Here is a 22,136-nt window from a genome sequence, read left to right on the forward strand (position 1 = left end):
CAAAGAAAAGTTGTAAATTTTCTCCGGACCCAGAAGCTGGAATCATGTATCTCCGTCAAGCCTGCAATCGTAATAGATCTCATTTCCTGTCTGCTTGACGTGCAGTCTGCCGCTTTTTTCCAGTTCCGTGAGTACCTGTTCCACCCTCTCCAAGGGAATATCAAGTGCTCCGGCGAGCTGTTGCGCTGTCTGCGGCCTGCGCATGATAGAAGCCTGAATCCGGTCAAATGCGTGGGAGCCATCGCCCTGCACATGGGCTATGGTCTCATCACCGCTCCTTTTCTTTGCGTCGGTATCTGGTTCGCAATCCCTATCTTTACAGGGCGCGGCATCAAGAACCTTTTTCCAGCGGCCTAGGGTCTCGGAATCAACCGGACCGGCCTTCTCCAGAGTACCTGGACGCGAAAGAGTGACCACATCAATGCGGTCCGGGGCAAGTTCGGTACAGAATTCCTTCATAAGAGTTAGGTTTTCATCCGAATCGTTGTATCCCCGTGAAAGGAGCACTTCCAGAAAAATCTTACCGTTGAACTCCTTGCGGAATTCGATCAGGGCTTTAGCAATCGAAGTAGGGTCAATTCCCCTACAAGGTCTGTTTATGGCCCTGAATTCCGAAGCAACAAGGGAATCCATTGAAGGAAGCACCACATCGGCTTCCAGCAGTTCCTTTCTCACTTCGGTGTCCGTCATGGCGGTCGCGTTTGTCAGCACGGCCACAGGCATGGACGGGAAAAGTTTTTTTACGCCGCGAATAATTTCGGGCATTTCAGAGTTGAGGGTCGGTTCCCCGAGTCCTCCAAGGGTAATCACCTCGGGCGGCTGATGCCCCTCCTGCTTCCATTTCTCAAGTTCATTAAGAATATCAGCCGCAGGTACATAAACATCGCGTTCACCGGTGAGCAGATCAGTCTTGCCCACTTCGCAATATACACAATCCATGGAGCAAACCCTGCGTCCAAGCAGGTCCAGCCCCAGTGAACGCCCTATTCTGCCGGAAAAAACCGGCCCGAAGATATAGCTATAACCCATAACGGCCTCATCAAGAAGCAAAAAAATCAATTAAATTTGATGCGCTTCGCGGTTTTTGATCTGATTTCGCCTCCGGCGGCCAAAGGGACTAAGCCCCTTTGGAATCCCTAATTGCTGGGATATAGGACAAACAAAAGAATGACCTGTCATAATTCCAACTGTGATTTTTGCGGGAGATGTGTAAAAATAGCTGCGCGAAGATAAATTCCATTCAATGCGGTAGTTAAGCACTTATGCTTAAATGTCAAAAAACTCAAGTTATATATGATGACGCAGATGGTGCTTTGTATGCGACCTTGACTTTATGCTGTTTCATCCGTAATCGGGCGATAGATCAATTCAGGAGGAAGTCTAATGCTTGAAGCTGGACAATTAATTTTGCTTATCAACCCCAAGGGCAAGCGCTACCTGCGCATGATCAATCCCGGGGAAGAAATACACACACATGACGGCATGATGTTGACCGACAACATCCTCGCCGGCGGGTTCGGAAAGGTTGTGGAAACCCACTTGGGCCACAAATACCAGATTCTGAAACCCACCATATACGATATCATCAAGGGTCTGAAACGCCAGACCCAGATCATGTACCCCAAAGAGATCAGCTACCTGCTGCTCAAACTGGGTATCGGTCCCGGCACAAGAGTGGTCGAATCCGGCTCCGGTTCCGGTGGCCTGACCACCGCACTGGCCTACTACGTAGGTGATACCGGTAAGGTATACACCCACGAGAAACGCCCCGAATTTTATAAGCTGGTCCGCAAGAACCTTGAATGGGCCGGACTTGAGCACCGCGTTGAACAGTTCAACCTGAACATCGAAGACGGTTTCCTCGCCAGCGATTGCGATGCCCTCTTCCTCGACGTACCCAACCCGTGGGACTACCTGCACCACATTCCCAAAGCAGTAATCCCCGGCGCAATGTGCGGTTTCCTGCTGCCGACCACCAATCAGGTCAGCGATCTCCTCAAGGCCATGGAAGACATGCCCTTCGAAGAGCAGGAAGTCTGTGAAATTTTCGTACGTAACTACAAGCCCGTTGCAGAACGCTTACGCCCCGAAGACCGCATGGTCGGTCACACCGGTTTCCTCGTCTTCGCCCGTAACATGGCTGGTTGCGAAATGAGCGTAGAGCCGCCCAAGAAAAAGCGTCAGAATCGCGGCAAGCCCGCAGCTGACAAGTATCATGTTGATCGCAAGGACATGATTCACGCTAAGAAGGATGTTGAAGAAACATCTGCTCCTGCCGAAGAGAAAAAAGCTGAATCCGGTGAGGATAAGGCTGAATAGTTTCGGTTGTAGATAGTTGAAGATATTAATGATGAAAGCCGGGTCTCCGTGAGGAGGCCCGGCTTTTTTTTGCTTTGATTAAATACGACTTTTCCAGTGTATGGGATTTCTGCTCATATGCATAATGGCTACTACCAACAAACAGTCCTCCCGAATTTGGTAAATGACACCATAAGGAAATCGTGAAATACGTATCCGCCGTGTTCTTCTTGAAATCAAAGACCAGGCTTCAGGATGCTCCTCCATGCGGGAAAGAGCACGCTTGACTTCAGCCGCAAAATCAAATCCTAACCCGGCACTCTGCTCATTATACCAAGAGACTGCTTCATTTAATTCCTGCTGCGCACAGGAAAGAAATCTGATCATTATTCCTGCCGTCCAATGCGGTCAAAGACTTCATCAGCAGAAACTGAATCAATTTTCCCCTGCTCATAAGCATCTATCCGGCTTTCAGCCTCAACGGCCCATTTGCTGTCAATGGACTTACGCCTTGAATCAAAGCTGGCCAGTAAAGCCTCAATCAGCTCTGCTCGTTGCACAGGTGCCAGTTGCAGGGCCTGATCAGTAATGGTGGTAAGGTCAATCATTATATGGCTCCTTCTTACTGGATAAATATAGCTAAAACCATGAGGAGTTTCAATCTCATTTGAGGTGGTGAAGAGGTTACAGATATGAATTATGATGTGAGGAGGACCAGCTTTTTAAATCACCACAAATTACCCCTATTCATTGGTCGAGAAACAATTCTAGGTGGCCCTTCGTTTTTACTTTTATACTCTGGCCTATGATAAAATTGCTCACACCTTTTACACACAAAAAGACGCTCTTCTTCACGAACAGGAACGAGCTTCTCTTCTGCGTAGCATTTTGTACAATATCTCACAGTTTTCCCGTCTTCTTCAGCCTCATATAGCCCATACTTCTCATTAAACTTCAGCTTCTTTTTCATTTTTAAAGATTGTTTCAGTTCATTTATCTCTTCTTCCTTGTCATTAAGTTCCGCTTTAACTCTTGAAATTTGAATCCTTGCATCAGCTAATTTTTCAACCAATTCCGCCAGCTGCAATTTCCAATCAGCCTGCTTAATTGCCTCGCTGGCATCACTTAATTTCGAGGCTATATCGATAGCACTTTTAATTCCACCGAGCGCACTCGCAATAGCTTTCGTTGTAATTGATTCCATATAGCACCAAACCTAATTAATATTTATTTAACCCGCTCCAAAACCCCACACAAACTCTTCAAAACATACCCGGCAATCAACTCAATAAAATCGCCCTTCTCGTCCTCAAGATTACATTTCTCCAATGCTCCATAATAAGCCAGACGACTATCAGTATCCCCGGCAATGTTAACGACCAAATAGCCGCGCTGCATCAAAATTAAGTTCATTACTAACCGAGCAGTACGACCATTGCCGTCAATGAATGGGTGAATTGTGGCGATACGTTCATGCACTTCCGCAGCAAGCACAACGGGATGCAGAACAGGTTCGTTCTTATCGTACCATGCGACCAGCTGCTCCATTAATATCGGAACCTGCCACGGCTGCGGAGGGATATGACGACTACCCGAAATCGCCACCGGAACACTGCGGTACCTGCCTGCGTTTTCGCGGTCTATGCCTTGTAAGATGATGCCGTGAATGTCCTTGATGACCTTCTCTGAAAAAATGGATTCTGCGGACAACTCACGAACGTACTGAATGGCTTCGTAATGGTTTACCGCTTCAAGATGCTCCTGCATGGACTTGCCGCCGATGGTCAGCCCCTTATTGATTACAAGGTCGGTCTCGCGCAGAGTAAGAGTGTTTCCCTCAATGCGGTTGCTGTCGTAGGTGTATTCTATGTTCAGGGCGTCCACGATTTGGGAACTGACGGTATCGCGGCAGGCGTCAAGCTGCGCTTTACGCTCGTCAATTTCGCCAAGCAACGCGGTCAGGGATTCGGATTTTAGGTAATCAGCAGTCATGTACATTTGTTTATCACAAACTGTTTGCTTAGCCTATGGTGGGCAATCAATCCTAAAACGGACCAACTCAATTAGGGCAACTCTACTTCGTCAACTTCTGATCAACTTGACAACTTCTCCTCACAATATACAATATGAGTATGCCATTTGAATATGATGAAAACAAAAGCGCAACCAATCTAGAAAAACACGGAATTAATTTCGAAGACGCGCAAGCTCTGTGGAAGGACCCGAACCTATTAAAAATCCCGGCCCGCACTCAGGATGAACCGCGCAATTTTTATATCGGCATGATTAACGGCAAACATTGGTCTGCCGTAACAACTCCCCGCAATGGAGCTATTCGTATAATTTTGGTGCGCCGCTCCAGAAAGAAGGAGGTGGAACTCTATGAAAGCTAAGGAATTTGATGAAGCATTTGAATCTGATCAGGACATCACTGAGCATCTGGATATGGCAAAAGCGACTAGACCCAACAAAAGCACCAAACGGGTAAATGTAGACTTCCCCGCATGGATGGTTATAGCTCTTGATCGCGAAGCTGAACGGCTCGGCATCAACAGGCAGGCTGTCATCAAGACATGGATCGCCAACCGCATCGACAGCGGGCACTCTGCTGATCTTTAATTTCCGTTCACTCCCAATCATAAAGCCCCGCACTCATCCGAGTACGGGGCTTTCAAATCTCCAACTAAACTTCAACAACTAACGGATATGCCTGTTAATAGCATCCTCATCCTTGCGGCGCTGCACTTCCTGCGCAACCACAGCGGGCACGCAGACCATGTTGACCGGGTTGAAGATGGTCCGCAGGGACTTGGCCAGGACCAAGGCCACCGGGATACCGACAATTGATATGGCGAGGCCCACTATCTGGGTGATGGTGATCAGCGCGAAGATGATCCCGAAGGGAATCCAGAGGATCATGATGATTGCGGAATAGGCCTCCCACGCGGGGTTGGATTCCACATTGAGGTCCTCTTTGGACACCATGGACCAGCTGAACGGCGCGAAAAGGAATTTACTGTACTGGATCAGCCCCAAACCCAGCGGGGAAGCTACTACGGTCAGCACCAGCAGGGAGCCGAGCAGGAAAAACATAATCGCGTTGATGAATCCGAAGAAAGGGAAATACCATAATATGTTTCCAAGTGTTCTCATTTTTATCTCCAAAGTTTATGGACCTGCCATTCACATAATTGCAGATAGCAGTCTATTCCTTTTCTCCTTATCACGAAAAAACTTCAAGTCTTATTCACGCAAAACAACAATGCCCCGACACATGTGCACCGGGGCTTTTCACACTCAAACAACAGCCGAACCTACTTCGACCATTCCCTGATCTTGTTGATTTCTTCCTGTCCCACCTGGATATGCTCCAAGAAAGCCTGATGCTTTTCCGGGTAGAGCTTCTCAAAAGCCTTGTGCCAGTTGTGCATGTCCTTGTCATTGAATCCAGCCTCACGGAAAATTTCAGTCCATTTTTCTTTATCCATTTTAGTGTCCTACTCATGCTCTGCAACCATGTGGCCTGCATGGCTGCGGTTTATATTAATCTATAGATCACTTCTGCTTATTTATTTCTTGCGGGCAATGTAAAAAACATACCCAAGGTAATCATGGTACTTACGCATAATTTCCATTTCCTTTTCATTGCTATCCACAACAGCCTGCGCCTCAGCTGAACCGGAATGTTTTTCAATAAACGCGGGGGTGGCTTCCGCAATTTCCTTGTAAAAAACATCCCACCAATCAGCTTGCGGAAGGATGAAACGGGCTACAACCTCAAAGCCCTGCTGCTCAAGAATAGCAACATTCTCGGCAGTTGATTTCATTTCCGGGTAACCTTCATTCCAAAACCCTGCGGCTTCTTCGGGCCGTTCTTCTGCGGTCCAAGTCATTTCGCTAACGGCCATCCAGCCTCCGGGCTTCAGGAACTCTTTCCATTTGGAAATTCCGTTTTCAAAACCCATCAGATAAATTGCGCCTTCGCTCCAGATCAGATCAAAAGAACCGGGCGCATAGTCCAGCTCATTCATATCACCCTGCTGCACTGTAATGCGCTGCGCAAACCCGGCATTTTCAGCACTAATTGTCAGCTTATCTAACGCAAGCTGCCAATTATCCACAGCTGTAACCGCGAAATCCGTACCGTCGCAGAGAGCGAGGGTCTGCAAACCAGTTCCACACCCCACATCAAGCACCTGCGCATTGTCCGCTAATCCGCTCACGCATGACAAAGCCCGTCTAGTTGTCTCACTACTGCCCGGTCCCAGTCTGGAAAGTGTCGAAAAAAATTCAAAGAATAATTCCATATATCTCTCACTTGCTTTTTGTATTTTCTGTATCCGTTGCGGTCCTGCCGACCATTTGCGGATCAAGCGTATTTCATCATCAGGTATCTGCAAATATTCCAGAAACTGCTGGTGTCTATCCGGGTGGGTGCGCTCGAATGCTTTATGCCAGTCTTCCATGTCCTTTTCATTGAACCCGGAAGAACGCAGCACTTCGACCCACGCAGCCTTGTCCATCTTTGCGGATTTCACATCCGGGGAACTTTTCAGAATCCCGGAAATAAACTGCCGCTGTTCATGGAGCGAGGCGATCTCCTCATTAAGCTCCTTGAGACGCGCTTGCAGCACCCCGCTTATGCCGCTCACCGGAGAATCAAGAATCACCTTGATCTCCTTAAGCGGTATCCCGGCCTTGCGGTAATGGCAGATCTGAGCCAGCCGCTTTTCTTCCTCTTCGCCATATGAACGATATTCACCTTTCATATGTTTGGACGGGGAAAGCAGCCCGATTGAATCGTAATAAAGCAGCGTACTGCGCGAGAGGCCGTATTTCTTAGCCAATCGCCCCACAGTCAAACCTGATGATGTTTTAACCATAATTAACTCCATGCATAGCTATGCCATAAACCTAACATGAACTATGAAGTTATAGACAGGTCAACGAGTTTTTTGATGCCTCCGGCGGCTTGGGAAGGGAAACTTTTGCAAAAGTTCCCTTCCCAAGCCCCCAACCCTTCAAAACCTTTCAATAAGCTTCGCATATAGCTTTTCTAGACTAAGAAATAAGAAAAGCCTGCAATATATCGAAAGATATTGCAGGCTTTTTGCTAGACATATTTTATAAACTAACCGGCGAAGCCCAACTAAAAAAGTTTGGGATTCTAAAACCCTTTTCAAAGGGTTTTAGCCCCCGGAGGAACTCCCGGTAGAGCCGCCGGAGGCATTCTTAAGCCTTGGCGTCAGCCTCGTCCTTGGCGCGGATCTCGGCACGCTTGATCTTGCCGCTGATGGTCTTGGGCAGCTCTTTAACGTAATTAATGATGCGCGGGTATTTATAGGGCGCGGTGACCTTCTTGACATGATTCTGCAATTCCTTGGTCAACTCATCGCTGCCTTCATATTCAGGCGCGAGAACGACGGTAGCCTTTACGGCCTGACCGCGCACATCGCAGGGCACGCCAGTTACGGCGGCTTCCACAATTGCATCATGAGTGATCAGCGCGGATTCAACCTCAAAGGGCCCGATGCGGTAACCGGAACTTTTGATCAGGTCATCGGTACGTCCGAGGAACCAGTAATAGCCGTCCTCGTCCATCCAAGCCTTGTCACCGGTCTGGTAGTAACCATCGACCATGACGTTCTCGGTCTTCTGCGGTTCGTCAAGATATCCAGTAAACAATCCCACAGGACGGGGATCAAGCTTCACGCAGATCTGGCCTTCCTCACCGGGAGAACAGAGATTACCTTCAGTGTCGATAAGCGCAATATCCCAGCCCGGACAGGGTTTGCCGATGGAGCCCGGCTTGGGCTTCATGTTGGGAAAAGTTGCGATCTGAAGCACGGACTCGGTTTGACCGTAACCTTCGTAGAGAGGCAGACCTGTGGCTTCCTTCCATGCTTCAAACACGGAAGCATTGAGCAGCTCACCTGCTGTGGTGCAATGCTTGAGCGCGGAAAGGTCATACTTTGAAAGATCTTCGCGAATCATGAAACGGTAAACTGTGGGCGGTGCACAAAAAGAGGTAACCTTGTTATCCGCAAGAACCCTGAGCAGCTCGGAAGGTTCGAACTTGCCGCGGAAATCCCAGACAAAAACAACAGCACCGGCCATCCACTGACCGTAATACTTACCCCAGACAGCCTTACCCCAACCGGTATCAGCGAGAGTCAGATGAACGTCACCGGGCTCAAGGTCATGCCAGTAAGCCCCGGTCACATAGTGGCCCAACGGATAGTTGTGGGTGTGCTCGACCATCTTGGGCTGTCCGGTGGTACCGGAAGAAAAGAAGATGAGCAGAGAATCATCTCCGCCAGCGCAATCAGACGGGCGGGGAAATGTATCAGACGCTTCATCACAAATGGTTTCGAAATCGAGCCATCCGTCGTGCAATTCGCTTTCTCCGGCCTGAACCATCACCTGAAGAGAGGGACAGTTTTTGCGTGCTTCATCAGCACGGTCAGCCACGGAATCTTCGGCAATAATTCCCTTGATCTTGGCAAAATTCACCCGGAAATCAATGTCCTTCACAGTAAGCAGATTGGGAGAAGGAACAGGTACAGCTCCGATCTTGTGGCAGGCCAGCATGGTCACCCACCAATCAATGCGGCGGTAAAGGATAACCATAATCCGGTCGCCCTTCTCCACTCCGGCCTTGCTCAATGCATTGGCGAGACGTGCTGACTTTTTGGAAAAAAAGTCGAAATCTTTTTCAGTGCGGGCACCATCCGGTCCGATGTGGATCATTGCCAGCCTGTTGGGATCATCGGCAGCGATAACATCCACACAATCAAAGGCAAAGTTATAATTATCGGGAACTTCGGTCTTGTATTCGGCACAGAACTCTTCGTGAGAGCCGTATTTCTGCTTTTCCATTTTCTTATATCTCCACGGAGGATGCACTAGCATCCCATTGCTGTTGTTTGACGTAAATCCTCAAATGTAAAAACCGTGCTTTTTACCGCAGGCCGCGTGTCGCAATTACGCGTATAACACTGGCGACCTGTAGCGTGACGTCCAAAAATAAATCCATATTTATTTTTTTTAAATTCATCTTGATGAATTTAACGGGCGCCACGCTATAGAATTACGTCAAGCATCCGTGCGGATTTGCCGTCAAGACCTCGCAGGGCGTGGGGAGTGTTGGAATCAAAGTACAGGGAATCACCCTCTTCAAGCTCAAGGATGGAATCATCCAACCTCAATTCAAGGCGTCCTTCGAGCACGTAAATGAACTCCTGCCCGCGATGGGTGGTGAAATTCATCTCGGAAACCTCTTTGGACGGAACTTCAACCATGAAGGGTTCCATGCGACGGCCCACAAATGTGGATGCAAGGTTTTTGTAATCGTAGTCCTTGCGGCGATCTACATTAAATCCTTTGCCGTTGCGCACCAATGCGTAATTGGTCAAATGGGCCTCGCTGCCGGAAATCAGCACTGTCAGGCTGACTCCGCAAAGGTGAGCCACATCCATCAGGTAACTGACCGGGATTTCCACAGTACCGGATTCATACTGCGCGGCACGTTCAGGGGTCACCCCAACCTTCTCGGCCAGTTCTTCAACGCTCATGTCCACTGCATCACGCAGGCCGGCCAGCCTCGGTGCAATTTCCTTATAAGCCTGTTCGTTACTCATAAAGCCTCCATGCCTCCGGCGGCCCTGCCGGGGGCCTTAAACCCTTTTTGTAAAAAGGGTTTAAGAATCCCAAAAACTTTTATTAGGGCTTCGCCGTTGTTGGCGGTAGTTTGGTCTATAAAAAAGGGGCCTTGCGGGAGCAAGGCCCCTTTGCGTTTTTATGCGTCAGGGTAAAGCTCTTCAGCCATATCCCGAAGTTTGTATTTCTGAATCTTGCCGCTTGCGGTCATCGGGTAAGCGTCAAGGAAAGTGATATACTTAGGAATCTTGTAGCGGGAAATCTGTCCGCGACAAAAGTCGATTACATCCTGCTGGGTCATTTCCACGCCATCCTTGAGGATGATAAATGCGCCGACCTGCTCCCCGTACTTTTCACTGGGAACACCGGCCACCTGTACGTCGAGAATGCCGTCCATAGTGTAGAGGAATTCCTCGATTTCACGGGGATAGATGTTCTCGCCGCCACGGATGATCATATCTTTAAGACGTCCTGTTACATCAACGTACCCTTCTTCATCCATGGTGCCTAAGTCACCAGAATGGAGCCATCCTTCCATATCGATAGCGGAATTGGTGGCTTCGGGGTTGTTGTAGTAACCCTTCATGACATTGTAACCGCGACAACAGATTTCACCGGTTTCACCAGCCGCGCACATCTCGCCTGTTTCAGGATGGATGATAGCGACTTCGATTTCAGGCATGGCCTGCCCGACTGTCTCGGTACGACGTTGAAGATTATCGGTCATACGGGTCTGGGTCATAACCGGGGAAGCCTCGGTCAAACCGTAACAGATGGTGATGTCGGTCATGTTCATCTTGTCCATAACCTTCTTCATGACCTCGATAGGACAGGGCGACCCGGCCATAATCCCGGTCCGCAATGAAGAATAATCGAACTTACTGAAAAGCTTATGTTCGAGAATAGCGATAAACATGGTCGGTACGCCGTAAAGGGCGGTACACTTTTCCTGATCAATTGAAGCCATGACCAGCAGCGGATCGAACCCTTCAAGAATGACCATGGTGGTTCCGTGGTTCACTGCGGCAAGTACGCCGAGAACGCAACCGAAACAATGAAACAGAGGTACAGGCAGACAGAGACGGTCACCGGGTTTGAAAGCCTGGTTTTCACCGATCCAGAACCCGTTGTTGCCGATGTTGTAATGGGTCAGCTGTACACCCTTGGGGAACCCGGTGGTTCCGGAAGTGTACTGCATGTTGACCACGTCATGAGGATCAAGAGTCGCCTGACGTTCTTCATAGTCTTCTTCAGTGGTAACAGCGGAAAGGTTAACCACCTCGGCCATGGAATACATGCCGCGGTGCTTTTCCTGACCGAGAAAGAAAACCCTTTTAAGGTCTGGAAATTTCTCGCTCTTAAGGTAACCGCGTTCCTGAGTTTTAAGTTCAGGAATAAGTTCATAAGCGGTCTGGAGGTAATCGATCTCCCTGAAACCATCGATGATGACAAGGTTCTCGCACTCGGACTGCTTGAGCAGGTATTCCAGCTCAGTGGTGCGATAAAAAGTATTAACAGTCAGCAGAATGGCCCCGATCTTGGCGGTGGCGAACTGCAAGGCCACCCAATAAGGCACATTGGTGGCCCAGACAGCAACCTTCTCGCCTTTTTTGATCCCAAGAGCCATCAGCCCCATGGCGAGGTCATCCACCAGCTCACCGAACTCACGGTAAGTCAGGCGGAAATCGCGATCCACATAAACAACGGCTTCCTGATCGGGCCATTTTTCAACAGCCTCGTCCAGCAACGCTCCGAGTGTAATTTCCCTGAGATGTGATTGTTCCATGAAATTCCTCTCTTATTCCGGGAAATAAAGAACCGCGTAGATATCACACTTCTCGTTACCTTCAGCAGCAACATAGTGCGGAACCACGGAATTGAAATAAACGCTGTCGCCAGCTTCAAGTACGCTCTCTTCCTTACCGTAAACAACCTTGAGTTTACCGGAAACAACGATGATAAATTCCTCACCTTCATGGGAGGTCATTTTAGGATCGGCATCTTCAGGCTGAATTTCAATAAAGAACGGTTCCATATGGCGATCGCTCTTGCCCTTGGCAAGTGAGAAATACTTCATGGAAGCAGTCTTTTCCTGATCAGAATGCATGGTGAACTCTTCCTTACGTTCACCGAGCTTTACGATAAGGGGATCTTTGCTGACCTGATCATCAAGAAAAGTGCCGAGTCTTACGCCAAGGGCTCTGGCAATCTTAAGTAGGGGACCTAGAGAGGGGTATTTTTCTTTTTCTTCTACAGCTTCAAGGAAATCAATTCCAAGGCCGGTACGTTTGGAAAACTCTTCAAGACTGATGCCCTGCTTTTCCCTGAATGTCTTAATGCGATGTCCTACTTTTGCTGTGCTCATAACTCCCTCTACTGGTCTGAACCCGTTTTTACGGCATTTTGATAAACTTACGAAAAAAATCTAAAAATGAGTACTTACATTAATATCGGTCATTTGTCATCAATACCAACATTGAAACACTTATTTTTAACAATCATCAAAGCGGCAGTCAGCCTAAATCTTCCTTTAAAAAAAATGAAGAACAAAAATAGCCCTTAACAGGTTTTTTTCAACATTGGCAAAGAATGTTATAATTGTGCGCCGATGCAATATTTTGCTAGTAGAATTTTTCGTAAATATTATCTATAGTGCGCATAAATTTCAGGATATCAAAAGGAACAATCAATGGCCGCGGCAGATCATAATACAGACAGACAGACAATAAAAGGTGTCTTCTCCAGCCAGAATGTGCAAAAGATCGGCACAGGCACCACCGTGCGCCGGACCATCAGCAAAATGTACTGGATGGCTGAAGAACTTAATCCTGAGAATGTAGAAGTTCAGGCCCTGAACACAAGCTACGTACCTGCCGGCCCCAAATCCGTGGTTACCATGGAAGAGTTCCTATCCAAATACTCCCCCGAGCCAGAATTCTACGTTTCTACTGTGTATCCCAAGATAAAAGAGCTGGGCAACACCATTGAGCGTGGAGAAAAAGCAAGACAGGCCGGAGCCACCTACAGTGCGGAATTTGAATTCCAGAACGCGCTGGATGTGGATGAAGAGAATGTAAAAGCCAACTTCGGCCTCGGGCTGACCTACATGGAACGCGGGGAAAGCAACAAGGCCAACGATATTTTTAACAGACTGGTCAAGCTTGATGCGGCCTTCCAGACCGAACACAAGCACCTGTTCAACGAATTCGGCATCAACCTGCGCAAAACAGGTATGCAGGATCAGGCCATTGATTACTATGAACGTGCACTTGAAATGACCAGCAACGACGAAAATCTGCACTACAACATTGCCCGTGCCTATTTTGAAAAAGGCGTACTCGACAAGTGCTCCACCCACCTGAAAAAAGCCCTCGACCTGAACAAAGACCACACAGAGGCTGCAAAATTTCTTGAATTTTTAAAGAAACATCATCCTGATCAGGCGTAGAGACTACATCACAGACAAGAAAACTCCCCTTCCATCAAATGATGAAAGGGGAGTTTTTCGTATCTACTTCTTTTCCAGCAAAGCTGAATAGAAAAATTCATGCAGTTCCGAATCCGGCGGCGTGGTCCATTCCTTGAGCGGGACTGCGTCCTTGTGCCGTTTGAGAAAGGCCGCGATCTGGCGTTCATTCTCGTCCGGGTTGAGCGTGCAGGTGATGTAGGCCAGTTGACCGCCCTTGCGTATGGTTTCCCAGCTATTATCAAGAATGCGGGATTGCAGCTGAACCAGAGAGTTCACATCTTCCGGGGTGCGCTTAAACTTGGTATCCGGCCTGCGGGAAAGTACTCCCAGCCCGGAACAGGGAACATCAAGTAAAGCTGTGCCGATGGACTCCGCTGCCAGCGGCGGCTTAATAGCCGAAGCACGGAAAGCCGCCACCGAAGGAACATCCCTTTTCAAAGCCGCCAGCCTGCGCTTATGGGGATCACTGGCAATGATCGGTGAAATTTTCTTTGAATGAAGGAATCTTGATTTACCGCCACGCCCGGAACAAGCATCCCAGACCGGAACAGGCCACTTGGAAGGCTCCAGCACGGCAAGAGCTTCGCGGGCAGCATAACTCTGACGAATTACAAACTCTTTCACTTCCTTGAAAGCCAGCGGCCAATAACCGGAATAGAAAGCAAATGCCTGACCGTCAGATGCGATATGGTCGCCCTCTTCCAGCAGCTGCTCGGCTGCAGCTTTAGCCTTGCTGTCTGTGGTATCGAGAACAAAGCCTGCTGCGGGCGGACAAATCTGGGCTTCCAGATACTGCTCAGCCTTATCACGGCCATAGCTATCCACCCAAAGTTCTACAATCCATTCAGGACAGGAATAATAGGCGGAAAGAAATTCTATTTCAGAATCACAGCGGCGACGGAAAAAATCTTCATCCGCTCCGTCTTCTGCCAGACTGGCTACTTTGCGCAGTACAGCATTTGCCAGACCGCCAAGTTTACCGCGGGAAAGACGCTTTGCGGAATCCACACCCCAGTCCACGGACGCATAAGGAGGGACATCCATATGCAGGATCTCATAAGCAGCCATGCCCAGCACTCGCATTATAGGCTGCGGCAGCCCGTCAGGACGGGAAAGAAAGCAGCTAAGGACCGATTGCAGCCTCAATCGCATACGCAGGTAACCATAAAGGATTTCAGTAACAAATCCACGGTCACGCGCATCCAGCTTCGAAGCTGTAAGGGCATCGTCCAGAACAGCCTGTGCATCCGCACCGCCATCAATGGCGCGGGTTACGCAATCAAAAGCAATCCCTCTGGGGCCGGGCAAAATATTTTTTTTCATCAGCGGAATCCCGGCTTAAAGCCCGGTAAGAGGAGTCAAAGCAACATTCTTCTCCGCATCTTCAGGAAGCTTATCTTCCTTGATGAAACGGCGCAGAGCATTCTCTACATCAATGAGTGAAACCTGCGTATCAAGGCAGGGTCCGTTAGGGCGTTCATTAAGCACGCCGTAAACAGGAAGCGGATAGGTATCCTGAATACCGCTGGCAAGGTCACGTTCACAGGCAATTGCAATGATCATACGCGGGCGGTTCTGCACAACCAGACGGCGGGCAATGGTGCCCCCGGTGGCAACATGGAAATGAACCCCGTATTTGTCACGCAATTCAAGCAGACCTTTAATGGTACACAGGCCGCAACGCTTGCAGTTATCAATATCGTAAGTCAGACGCATATCGCAACGGCTGGCCTGCAAACAATGCGGGGTCAGGATCATGATCTTTGCAGGATCAAAACGGCCGACCTCGGAAAGGACCAACTCGTTATTGACCTTGATAAAAGACCCGCGAATCTTGCGCTTGGAAAGCCCGAACACACGACCCAGAATGGTCATCAGGGGCAAAAAAAGCTTAACGCTCAGCCCCCGCGCTTTCTGGGAGAAAGGAAAAGTCCGCTGAAGCACAACGTTGGTAAGCAGACCAACATACCCCCAGCCGACCAGCACGATGAGCGCGAAAATGAACAGTCCCCAGCTCCACGAGGCCCACGCACCAAAAGAATCCAGCCCTGCATATGGAACGTACCAAAGCAGACCCAGAAAAGCACAAAGCAGAACACAGGTTCCGGTGATCAGACCGATGAAAAGACGCTTTTTGTTATCTTTTTCTACACTCATTTATTAAATTCCAATTTGATGCGCTTCGCCGTTAGCATTTATTCAAATAACCACAGACAAAAGCCTTGCCGTCCATTTCTTTCTTTCCGGCCGGCTTGACCTTGGATGCGAGGTAAATTTTATCTTTGCAGGCAATGCCGAGCATGCCGTCAAATTCACCAACGATGGCTCCAGGCGCGTGATCACCGACTTCTTCATCACCGGGTTTGCCGGGAGAAAGAACGAGGCGGATGGGATTTTTGCCTTCGGGAGTCCAGAAGTAGAAGGCTCCGGGCCATGGGTACATGCCCCTGATCTTGTTGTGCACTTCCTTGACCGGAAGATCCCAATCGATCAGCCCTTCTTCCTTGCTCAGCTTTGCAGCATAAGTGGCAATGGAATCGTCCTGCTCCATAACAGTCAAACGACCATCCTGATAGCGCAGCAGGGTTTCCATAACCAGCGGGCCGCCCATGTCAGCCAGTTCATCATGAATTTTCCCGGTATAATCATCCCAAGCGATACCAAGGGCCTGCTGCACGAGCATGGGACCGGTATCAAGGCCGGCTTCCATCTTCATGATGGTAATCCCGGTGGCATGGTCGCCGTTGGCAACTGCCCGGTGAATGGGAGCCGCGCCGCGATACTTGGGAAGCAGGGAGCCATGCACGTTGATGGGCATGACAGCGGGGATATCCAGCACCGACTGGGGCAGGATCAGCCCGTAGGCCGCAACCACCAGAAAGTCAGGCTCCAGCGCGCGCAGCTCTTCAACATCCTTTTCGTCCTTGAAATTCAAGGGCTGGTAAACCGGGATGTCATTCTTTACAGCAACATTCTTTACAGCGGAACAATGCACCTTCTGCCCGCGACCGCTTTTGCGGTCAGGCTGGGTGTAAGCTGCAATGACTTCACATCCGTCCCATTCTACAAGATATTCAAGAATGGTGGACGCAAAGTCCGGTGTTCCCATGAAAACTATTTTCCAGCGCTTTTCAGCCATTTTTTTACCTTCTTATCGTACATTGCACGTTTCAGGCGGCCTACACGGTCGACAATGAGAGTTCCATCCAGATGATCTATTTCATGCTGAAGCACAATAGCGAGAAAATCGTCAGCTTCAATGCGGATATCATTACCTTCAGGGTCAGTACCGGTGACGGTAACTGTCTCGTGACGTTTGATCACGCATTTGAAAGCGGGGCAGGAAAGGCAGGCTTCCTCGGAATCCACCTTCTGGCTGCTTTTTTCAACGATTTCAGGGTTGATGATAACCTGCAAATCAGTGCGTTCTTTCGGGCCGGAAGGATCAATAACAATGAGACGTTTCTGGATTCCGACCTGCGGGGCAGCAAGGCCCACGCCGTCGTCCTCGTACATGGTCTCGATCATGTTATCGATCTGCTCCTTCAACTCAGGAGTGACTTCCTCAACTCTGGCACATACTTCTTTTAAAGAAGCTTCAGGATAAGCTAAAATTTCCATTTTCATTATAGATGCCTCCGGCGGCCCTTCGGGGACCAGAGAACCTTTTTTTGGGAAAAAAAGGTTCTCTGGACTCTCCAAAAAAACTTTTTATCGGGGCTTCGCCATCGTTAGCGTAAACTTTTTCTTTGCATATCAAGCAAGCACAATTTTTTAAAATTACCCCAAAACAAAACTATTAAAAAGTTTTGGGATTCTTAAACCCTTTTCCCAAAAGGGTTTAAGGCCCCCGGCAGGGCCGCCGGAGGCTTTCTTAAATTCTTATGCTTCTTTCTTTTCTCTCAGACGCACACCCAGTTCTCTGAGCTGAGTGCTGGCGACGCTGGAAGGAGCTTCGGTCATCAGGCAGGTGGCTTTCTGAGTTTTGGGGAAAGCGATAACGTCCCTGATGGATTTTGCGCCGCACAGAATCATAATAAGTCTGTCCAGACCAAAAGCAATACCACCATGCGGCGGTGCGCCGAACTGGAGCGCATCCATGAGGAAGCCGAACTTGGCGCGGGCTTCTTCTTCGTCGATGCCCAGAGCAGCAAACATTTTTTCCTGCATTTCCGGGGTGTGAATACGGATGGAACCGCCACCTACTTCGTAACCGTTCACAACGAGGTCATAAGCACGGGCGAGAGCTTCGCCGGGCTTTTCACCAAGTTCATCAATCTGCCCTTCCTGCGGAGAGGTAAAGGGATGGTGACGGGCAACGTAACGTTTTTCATCGGCGTTGTACTCAAGCAGCGGGAAGTCGGTAACCCAGAGAGGGGCGTACTTGGACTCGTCAATGAGTTCAAAACGTTCACCAAGCTTGATACGCAGGGCGGCGAGAGCGGCGTTGACGATGTCTGCTGCTCCGGCCTGGAAGAAAAGAATGTCACCGGGCTGGCAATTAGTAAGCTCACGCAGCTTGGCGCATTCTTCTTCGGAAAAGAATTTTACGATAGGAGACTGCCATTCGCCGTCTTCCTTGACCTTGATCCAAGCAAGGCCCTTGGAACCGTATATCTCAACAAATTTGGTGTACTCGTCGATTTCCTTACGGGAAAGCTGGGCACCATTAGGTACACGCAAGATCTTAATCAGCTCGGAGCTGGCGAAAACCTTGAAGTCGGAACCCTTGAAGATGTCGGTAGCTTCCTGAAGCTTGAGATCGAAACGAACATCCGGTTTATCACAACCGTAATCACGCATGGCATCAGCGTAAGTCATGCGGGGGAAAGATGCGGGAAGTTCGGTCTCGATGGTCTCTGTGAATACAGTGCGGACCATTTCTTCAGCCATGCCCATGACCTGCTCTTCGTTTACGAAGCTCATTTCGATATCGATCTGGGTAAATTCAGGCTGGCGATCGGCACGCAGGTCTTCGTCACGGAAACATTTAACAATCTGGAAGTAGCGGTCCATGCCGGAAACCATGAGCATCTGCTTGAACAGCTGCGGGGACTGCGGCAGGGCGTAAAAATCGCCGTTATTCATGCGGCTGGGTACGAGAAAGTCGCGTGCACCTTCAGGAGTGGACTTGGTCAGTACCGGGGTTTCGATTTCAAGGAAACCGAGGTTGTCGAGGTAACGACGTACGGACTGGGCAGCCTTGTTGCGCAGGATGAAGTTCTTGGCAAGACTGGGGCGGCGCAGATCCAGAAAACGGTATTTCAGACGCAGCATTTCAGAAGCATCACTGCGGTCTTCAATGGCAAACGGGGGAGTTTCGGAAGTGTTGAGCAGCTTCCACTCGTCAACAACGATTTCGATCTCACCGGTGGTCAGGTTGGTGTTGCGCATGCCTTCGGGGCGTTCGCGAACTTCACCTTTGATGGCAACCACGTATTCGGAACGAATAGCGTGAGCGCGCTCGTGAGCCTCAGTGTTGTGCTCGGGGCTGAATACAACCTGAGTAAGACCTTCACGGTCACGCAGGTCGATGAAGATCAGACCGCCATGGTCACGGCGGAACTGAACCCAACCCATGATCAGGACTTTTTCGCCCATATTTGCTGCGGTGATCTCGTTGCAGCTGTGGGTACGTTTCCAATCGCCAAGAGATTCAATCACCCGGTATTCGTCGTAATCGCGTTCTTCAATCTGTTCAGACATTTTTTAGTCTCTCCCGATATTATTTGAAATTTTCTACTTAAAATATTCGCTGCGGCTGACAGTTTCCTGCTCGCCGCCTTCGGTCATATCCTTAATGGTGACCGTTCCGTTCTCGAATTCGTCCGCACCGAAGATGAAACACTTCTGCGCGTTAATTTTATTGGCATGGCGCAGCTGGGCTTTCATGCTCTTGGCAGTGAATCCAACCTCGCCTTTAAGGCCACTTCTGCGTAACTTCTCGCCGAAGATAAGTGAATCCTTGGCAGACCTTTCGTCCACAAGGGCCACATAAAAATCAGTGGACGGTTCGTACTCACCTTCCAGCAGCATGGCAAGACGTTCCATTCCGCAGGCAAAGCCGATACCCGGCACCTTCTTGGGGCCACCGAGACTTTCAACAAGGCCGTCATAACGGCCGCCGCCTGCAACAGCAGTCTGGGCACCGATGTCACCGGAAGTAACTTCGAAGGTGGTCCGCTGGTAGTAATCAAGTCCGCGCACAAGGCGGGGATTGAGGGTGTATTCCAGTCCTGCTTCATCGATAAGACCGATAACCACATCAAAATGCTCGCGGCACTCTGTGCAGAGGTGATCGGGAATGGAGGGAGCATCCTTGGTCAGCTCCTTACATCTCTTGACCTTGCAGTCGAGTACGCGCAGGGGATTGGTATCCACGCGACGCTGGCAGTCATCACAAAGCTTGCTCTTGTCGAGAGAATTGAAGAAATCCTTCAAAGCCTGATTGTATTTTGGACGGCACTCAGGGCAGCCAAGAGAGTTCAGCTCAAAGGAAAGTTTTTCCAGACCTATTCCTTTAAGGAATCCGGAAAGCATGAGCAGAACTTCAGCATCGGCCTGCGGCTCGGATGCACCGAAGACCTCGGCATTGATCTGGTGAAACTGGCGCATACGTCCGGCCTGCGGCCTTTCGTAGCGGAACATGGGACCGAAGGTGAAAAATTTGCTGACCTTGCCCGGCTGGTAGATTTTATTTTCCACGTAAGCGCGGACAACCCCGGCAGTAGCTTCGGGGCGCATAGTCAGAGAGCGGCCCTTGCGGTCGGGGAAGGTGTACATTTCTTTCTGTACAACATCGGTTTCTTCACCGATGGAGCGGCAGAAAAGTTCGGTCTTTTCAAGGATGGGAGTCCTCAGTTCGCCGAAACCGTAAGAGGTGAAAACATCTCTTGCGGTCTTCTCCATGAACGCATATCTTGCACTATCCTCTGGAAAGAGGTCTGCAACGCCTTTGATTTTTTGTATTTTTGCCATTTCTCTTCTCTTTGCGAATTTCCGGGGAATGCTGATATTGGTAGTCCGCCCCCGGCACGGAGCGTGGAACCAAATTTCGTTAGTCCATTATCATATAAATGTCAAAAAGCGTTATGAGCTAACAGCCGTGTGAGACCACGCTTCAAAATTCCAGACAGCTCAGAAAGTAGCCAGATGCACCTTTTCACTATTAAGCAGCAGATGGTGCTTTATCAGCTGTCTGGTTGCTAATTAGTTCAAGCTGCGGCATTAAAGGCTCAGGAGATTAAACATTATGGAAATGATCACTTCACAGGATTACCAAGAATACATCGGCCCCAATGCGGGCAAATACCTTTTTAACTTTGCAAAATTCCAGCAGCTGCATGACGGTTTCACCATAACATGGCACTGGCCCGCATTCCTGTTCGGGTTCTGGTGGTTCCTGTACCGCAAAATGTACTTCTGGGCTGCAATCACTTTTTTGGTCGGCTTCCTGCCCTTCGGAAACTTCATTGCCCAGATCGGCTACGGCTTAAGTGCAAATTTTTTCTATTACCGCGACAGCACAGCCAAAATCGGAGCCATCAAATCCACCGCCCCGGTAGGCGGAGCTTCGATAATCATGCGTGATACCGGAGGGGTTCACGGCTGGGTAAAAATTGTCGGGCTGGTCTGCTTTTTCCTGCAACCGCTCTGGATCTTCTTCATGTCCCTTTTCTTTGGCAGTGCTTTTATTTTTTCTTTCCATCAAGTTATGGTATAAAGAAAAAAGCACTTACATTTTGAAGGGGGTTCCTAAATGAAAAAAGCATTCTCACTCAAGCTGCTCTGCTCTTTCTTTGTGGCAGCTATGTCAATCATGCTGCTTTCCGCCAGCGACTGTCTGGCCCAGAAACGGCTGGCACTGCTTATCGGCAACTCGGCTTACACAAAAATCGGGGCACTCAAAAACCCGGTTAATGACGTCGTCGCCATGAACCGCTCACTGAAAAAAGCGGGCTTCAATGTCATGATGGTGAAAAACGCCGACCGGACCACCATGGGCAGAGCGATTGATGATTTCGGGCGCAAGCTCAAAAATTATGATGTGGGATTGTTTTACTTTTCAGGACACGGATTGCAGGTCAACGGGATCAACTATCTTTGCCCGCTGGGCATGTCCATTCAGGGACAGTCCGATGTGCAGTATGAAGCAGTCGATGCCGGAAAGGTGCTGGCTAAAATGGAAGACGCCGGGAACCGCATGAACATCGTCATCCTCGATGCCTGCCGCAACAACCCCTTCAAGCGCAGCTTCCGCTCCATGCGCAACGGTCTGGCCCAGATGGATGCCCCCACCGGATCATTTATCGCCTTTGCGACAGCTCCGGGCAAGACCGCTCTTGACGGACGCGGCAACAACAGCCCCTACGTGACCCACATGCTCAGCAACATGAACCGCAAGGGCGTAACCATTGAGCAATTCTTCAAAAAAGTCCGCCAAGGCGTAATCAAAGACACCAGCCGCAAACAGGTTCCCTGGGAATCCTCCTCGCTGGTAGGTGACTTCTACTTCTCCGGTAAAGGATCATCAGCTTCGTCATCTTCATCGCAGGCTTCAAGCCAACCTGCCACAACACAACAACAGCAGACTCCGGCCCCTGCCCCCAAGCCGAGGCCGAAGCCCAAGAAGAACAAAAGTGATGAAGTTTTGGATATGATGTTGAATTAGTTTATCTATCTCAATAAACAGAAACGGGAGAATCGATGG

At 49.4% G+C, this 22,136-nt stretch carries 24 protein-coding genes; 6 read left to right on the forward strand and 18 right to left on the reverse strand.

Annotated elements, in window-relative coordinates:
* Positions 1-42: 42 nt before the first annotated feature.
* Positions 43-1,029, reverse strand: coding sequence for a radical SAM protein (locus tag FMS18_RS14595; RefSeq protein ID WP_163295413.1), 987 nt, complete (start codon positions 1,027-1,029; stop codon positions 43-45).
* 354 nt (positions 1,030-1,383) lie between these two features.
* Here FMS18_RS14595 and FMS18_RS14600 point away from each other — a divergent pair, with 354 nt between their 5' ends.
* Positions 1,384-2,319 carry a tRNA (adenine-N1)-methyltransferase gene (locus tag FMS18_RS14600; RefSeq protein WP_163295414.1) on the forward strand — a complete coding sequence of 312 codons (936 nt, stop codon included), beginning with the start codon at positions 1,384-1,386 and terminating at the stop codon, positions 2,317-2,319.
* Between the two features lie 78 nt (positions 2,320-2,397).
* Here the strand turns inward: FMS18_RS14600 and FMS18_RS14605 are convergent, their stop codons facing one another.
* The 4 genes from FMS18_RS14605 to FMS18_RS14620 all read right to left on the reverse strand — a co-directional run bounded on the left by FMS18_RS14605 (position 2,398) and on the right by FMS18_RS14620 (position 4,290).
* Complete coding sequence (locus tag FMS18_RS14605; RefSeq protein WP_203544661.1) at positions 2,398-2,685, reverse strand: type II toxin-antitoxin system RelE/ParE family toxin; 288 nt, start codon at positions 2,683-2,685, stop codon at positions 2,398-2,400.
* Positions 2,685-2,906: an addiction module protein gene (locus FMS18_RS14610; protein ID WP_163295415.1), complete on the reverse strand. Its 222-nt coding sequence runs from the start codon at positions 2,904-2,906 to the stop codon at positions 2,685-2,687. Before FMS18_RS14610 ends, FMS18_RS14605 begins: the two co-directional genes overlap by 1 nt.
* 119 nt (positions 2,907-3,025) lie before the next feature.
* Positions 3,026-3,502 (reverse strand): hypothetical protein, encoded by a 477-nt coding sequence (locus FMS18_RS14615; RefSeq protein WP_163295416.1) that lies wholly within the window; start codon positions 3,500-3,502, stop codon positions 3,026-3,028.
* Positions 3,503-3,525: 23 nt separating this feature from the next.
* Positions 3,526-4,290, reverse strand: a complete 765-nt coding sequence (locus FMS18_RS14620) for a Fic family protein (RefSeq protein WP_163295417.1) — start codon at positions 4,288-4,290, stop codon at positions 3,526-3,528.
* A gap of 134 nt (positions 4,291-4,424) precedes the next feature.
* Here FMS18_RS14620 and FMS18_RS14625 point away from each other — a divergent pair, with 134 nt between their 5' ends.
* Both FMS18_RS14625 and FMS18_RS14630 read left to right on the forward strand, forming a co-directional pair.
* Positions 4,425-4,691: a BrnT family toxin gene (locus FMS18_RS14625; RefSeq protein WP_306774087.1), complete on the forward strand. Its 267-nt coding sequence runs from the start codon at positions 4,425-4,427 to the stop codon at positions 4,689-4,691.
* Complete coding sequence (locus FMS18_RS14630) at positions 4,681-4,917, forward strand: CopG family transcriptional regulator (RefSeq protein ID WP_163295418.1); 237 nt, start codon at positions 4,681-4,683, stop codon at positions 4,915-4,917. Before FMS18_RS14625 ends, FMS18_RS14630 begins: the two co-directional genes overlap by 11 nt.
* Positions 4,918-4,995: 78 nt before the next feature.
* Here the strand turns inward: FMS18_RS14630 and FMS18_RS14635 are convergent, their stop codons facing one another.
* The 7 genes from FMS18_RS14635 to FMS18_RS14665 form a co-directional block, all read right to left on the reverse strand.
* Entirely contained in the window at positions 4,996-5,451 is a 456-nt protein-coding gene (locus FMS18_RS14635; RefSeq protein WP_163295419.1) for a YccF domain-containing protein, read from the reverse strand.
* Between the two features lie 161 nt (positions 5,452-5,612).
* Positions 5,613-5,786 carry a hypothetical protein gene (locus FMS18_RS14640; RefSeq protein ID WP_163295420.1) on the reverse strand — a complete coding sequence of 58 codons (174 nt, stop codon included), beginning with the start codon at positions 5,784-5,786 and terminating at the stop codon, positions 5,613-5,615.
* 81 nt (positions 5,787-5,867) lie between these two features.
* Positions 5,868-7,181 (reverse strand): MerR family transcriptional regulator, encoded by a 1,314-nt coding sequence (locus FMS18_RS14645; protein ID WP_163295421.1) that lies wholly within the window; start codon positions 7,179-7,181, stop codon positions 5,868-5,870.
* Between the two features lie 349 nt (positions 7,182-7,530).
* Positions 7,531-9,177, reverse strand: coding sequence for an AMP-binding protein (locus FMS18_RS14650; RefSeq protein ID WP_163295422.1), 1,647 nt, complete (start codon positions 9,175-9,177; stop codon positions 7,531-7,533).
* 203 nt (positions 9,178-9,380) lie between these two features.
* Positions 9,381-9,938: a helix-turn-helix domain-containing protein gene (locus tag FMS18_RS14655; protein WP_163295423.1), complete on the reverse strand. Its 558-nt coding sequence runs from the start codon at positions 9,936-9,938 to the stop codon at positions 9,381-9,383.
* Between the two features lie 158 nt (positions 9,939-10,096).
* A complete protein-coding gene (locus FMS18_RS14660) occupies positions 10,097-11,743 on the reverse strand; it encodes an AMP-binding protein (protein ID WP_163295424.1) in 1,647 nt (548 codons plus the stop codon).
* Positions 11,744-11,755: 12 nt separating this feature from the next.
* Entirely contained in the window at positions 11,756-12,322 is a 567-nt protein-coding gene (locus FMS18_RS14665; RefSeq protein ID WP_163295425.1) for a helix-turn-helix domain-containing protein, read from the reverse strand.
* Between the two features lie 324 nt (positions 12,323-12,646).
* Between FMS18_RS14665 and FMS18_RS14670 the strand changes: the two genes are divergently transcribed.
* Positions 12,647-13,405, forward strand: coding sequence for a lipopolysaccharide assembly protein LapB (locus FMS18_RS14670; RefSeq protein WP_163295426.1), 759 nt, complete (start codon positions 12,647-12,649; stop codon positions 13,403-13,405).
* A gap of 63 nt (positions 13,406-13,468) precedes the next feature.
* Here FMS18_RS14670 and FMS18_RS14675 read toward each other — a convergent pair whose 3' ends face one another.
* The 6 genes from FMS18_RS14675 to hisS all read right to left on the reverse strand — a co-directional run bounded on the left by FMS18_RS14675 (position 13,469) and on the right by hisS (position 20,404).
* Complete coding sequence (locus FMS18_RS14675; protein ID WP_163295427.1) at positions 13,469-14,749, reverse strand: transcription antitermination factor NusB; 1,281 nt, start codon at positions 14,747-14,749, stop codon at positions 13,469-13,471.
* A gap of 15 nt (positions 14,750-14,764) precedes the next feature.
* Complete coding sequence (locus FMS18_RS14680) at positions 14,765-15,583, reverse strand: DUF116 domain-containing protein (RefSeq protein ID WP_163295428.1); 819 nt, start codon at positions 15,581-15,583, stop codon at positions 14,765-14,767.
* A 31-nt stretch (positions 15,584-15,614) separates the two neighbouring features.
* Positions 15,615-16,565: a methionyl-tRNA formyltransferase gene (fmt, locus tag FMS18_RS14685; protein ID WP_163295429.1), complete on the reverse strand. Its 951-nt coding sequence runs from the start codon at positions 16,563-16,565 to the stop codon at positions 15,615-15,617.
* On the reverse strand, positions 16,541-17,053 hold the full coding sequence (def, locus tag FMS18_RS14690; RefSeq protein ID WP_163295430.1) for a peptide deformylase: 513 nt from the start codon (positions 17,051-17,053) through the stop codon (positions 16,541-16,543). The genes fmt and def overlap by 25 nt, the downstream gene beginning before the upstream one ends.
* A 255-nt stretch (positions 17,054-17,308) precedes the next feature.
* Entirely contained in the window at positions 17,309-19,132 is a 1,824-nt protein-coding gene (gene aspS, locus FMS18_RS14695) for an aspartate--tRNA ligase (protein ID WP_163295431.1), read from the reverse strand.
* Between the two features lie 33 nt (positions 19,133-19,165).
* Entirely contained in the window at positions 19,166-20,404 is a 1,239-nt protein-coding gene (gene hisS / locus FMS18_RS14700) for a histidine--tRNA ligase (RefSeq protein WP_163295432.1), read from the reverse strand.
* Positions 20,405-20,678: 274 nt separating this feature from the next.
* On the opposite strand from hisS, the gene FMS18_RS14705 reads away from it, so the two are divergent.
* A complete protein-coding gene (locus FMS18_RS14705) occupies positions 20,679-21,149 on the forward strand; it encodes a DUF2628 domain-containing protein (RefSeq protein ID WP_163295433.1) in 471 nt (156 codons plus the stop codon).
* Positions 21,150-21,185: 36 nt separating this feature from the next.
* Positions 21,186-22,097, forward strand: a complete 912-nt coding sequence (locus FMS18_RS14710) for a caspase domain-containing protein (protein WP_163295434.1) — start codon at positions 21,186-21,188, stop codon at positions 22,095-22,097.
* Positions 22,098-22,136 lie beyond the last annotated feature (39 nt).

Source organism: Desulfovibrio sp. JC022 (genome assembly GCF_010470665.1).
In the GTDB taxonomy this organism is placed as follows: domain Bacteria; phylum Desulfobacterota; class Desulfovibrionia; order Desulfovibrionales; family Desulfovibrionaceae; genus Maridesulfovibrio.

What these genes read in the sequence shown, in the direction of transcription:
- FMS18_RS14595 (WP_163295413.1), bottom strand. Translation starts at nt 1,029, where the DNA reads ATGGGTTATAGCTATATCTTCGGGCCGGTTTTTTCCGGCAGAATAGGG.
- FMS18_RS14600 (WP_163295414.1), top strand. Translation starts at nt 1,384, where the DNA reads ATGCTTGAAGCTGGACAATTAATTTTGCTTATCAACCCCAAGGGCAAG.
- FMS18_RS14605 (WP_203544661.1), bottom strand. Translation starts at nt 2,685, where the DNA reads ATGATCAGATTTCTTTCCTGTGCGCAGCAGGAATTAAATGAAGCAGTC.
- FMS18_RS14610 (WP_163295415.1), bottom strand. Translation starts at nt 2,906, where the DNA reads ATGATTGACCTTACCACCATTACTGATCAGGCCCTGCAACTGGCACCT.
- FMS18_RS14615 (WP_163295416.1), bottom strand. Translation starts at nt 3,502, where the DNA reads ATGGAATCAATTACAACGAAAGCTATTGCGAGTGCGCTCGGTGGAATT.
- FMS18_RS14620 (WP_163295417.1), bottom strand. Translation starts at nt 4,290, where the DNA reads ATGACTGCTGATTACCTAAAATCCGAATCCCTGACCGCGTTGCTTGGC.
- FMS18_RS14625 (WP_306774087.1), top strand. Translation starts at nt 4,425, where the DNA reads ATGAGTATGCCATTTGAATATGATGAAAACAAAAGCGCAACCAATCTA.
- FMS18_RS14630 (WP_163295418.1), top strand. Translation starts at nt 4,681, where the DNA reads ATGAAAGCTAAGGAATTTGATGAAGCATTTGAATCTGATCAGGACATC.
- FMS18_RS14635 (WP_163295419.1), bottom strand. Translation starts at nt 5,451, where the DNA reads ATGAGAACACTTGGAAACATATTATGGTATTTCCCTTTCTTCGGATTC.
- FMS18_RS14640 (WP_163295420.1), bottom strand. Translation starts at nt 5,786, where the DNA reads ATGGATAAAGAAAAATGGACTGAAATTTTCCGTGAGGCTGGATTCAAT.
- FMS18_RS14645 (WP_163295421.1), bottom strand. Translation starts at nt 7,181, where the DNA reads ATGGTTAAAACATCATCAGGTTTGACTGTGGGGCGATTGGCTAAGAAA.
- FMS18_RS14650 (WP_163295422.1), bottom strand. Translation starts at nt 9,177, where the DNA reads ATGGAAAAGCAGAAATACGGCTCTCACGAAGAGTTCTGTGCCGAATAC.
- FMS18_RS14655 (WP_163295423.1), bottom strand. Translation starts at nt 9,938, where the DNA reads ATGAGTAACGAACAGGCTTATAAGGAAATTGCACCGAGGCTGGCCGGC.
- FMS18_RS14660 (WP_163295424.1), bottom strand. Translation starts at nt 11,743, where the DNA reads ATGGAACAATCACATCTCAGGGAAATTACACTCGGAGCGTTGCTGGAC.
- FMS18_RS14665 (WP_163295425.1), bottom strand. Translation starts at nt 12,322, where the DNA reads ATGAGCACAGCAAAAGTAGGACATCGCATTAAGACATTCAGGGAAAAG.
- FMS18_RS14670 (WP_163295426.1), top strand. Translation starts at nt 12,647, where the DNA reads ATGGCCGCGGCAGATCATAATACAGACAGACAGACAATAAAAGGTGTC.
- FMS18_RS14675 (WP_163295427.1), bottom strand. Translation starts at nt 14,749, where the DNA reads ATGAAAAAAAATATTTTGCCCGGCCCCAGAGGGATTGCTTTTGATTGC.
- FMS18_RS14680 (WP_163295428.1), bottom strand. Translation starts at nt 15,583, where the DNA reads ATGAGTGTAGAAAAAGATAACAAAAAGCGTCTTTTCATCGGTCTGATC.
- fmt (WP_163295429.1), bottom strand. Translation starts at nt 16,565, where the DNA reads ATGGCTGAAAAGCGCTGGAAAATAGTTTTCATGGGAACACCGGACTTT.
- def (WP_163295430.1), bottom strand. Translation starts at nt 17,053, where the DNA reads ATGAAAATGGAAATTTTAGCTTATCCTGAAGCTTCTTTAAAAGAAGTA.
- aspS (WP_163295431.1), bottom strand. Translation starts at nt 19,132, where the DNA reads ATGTCTGAACAGATTGAAGAACGCGATTACGACGAATACCGGGTGATT.
- hisS (WP_163295432.1), bottom strand. Translation starts at nt 20,404, where the DNA reads ATGGCAAAAATACAAAAAATCAAAGGCGTTGCAGACCTCTTTCCAGAG.
- FMS18_RS14705 (WP_163295433.1), top strand. Translation starts at nt 20,679, where the DNA reads ATGGAAATGATCACTTCACAGGATTACCAAGAATACATCGGCCCCAAT.
- FMS18_RS14710 (WP_163295434.1), top strand. Translation starts at nt 21,186, where the DNA reads ATGAAAAAAGCATTCTCACTCAAGCTGCTCTGCTCTTTCTTTGTGGCA.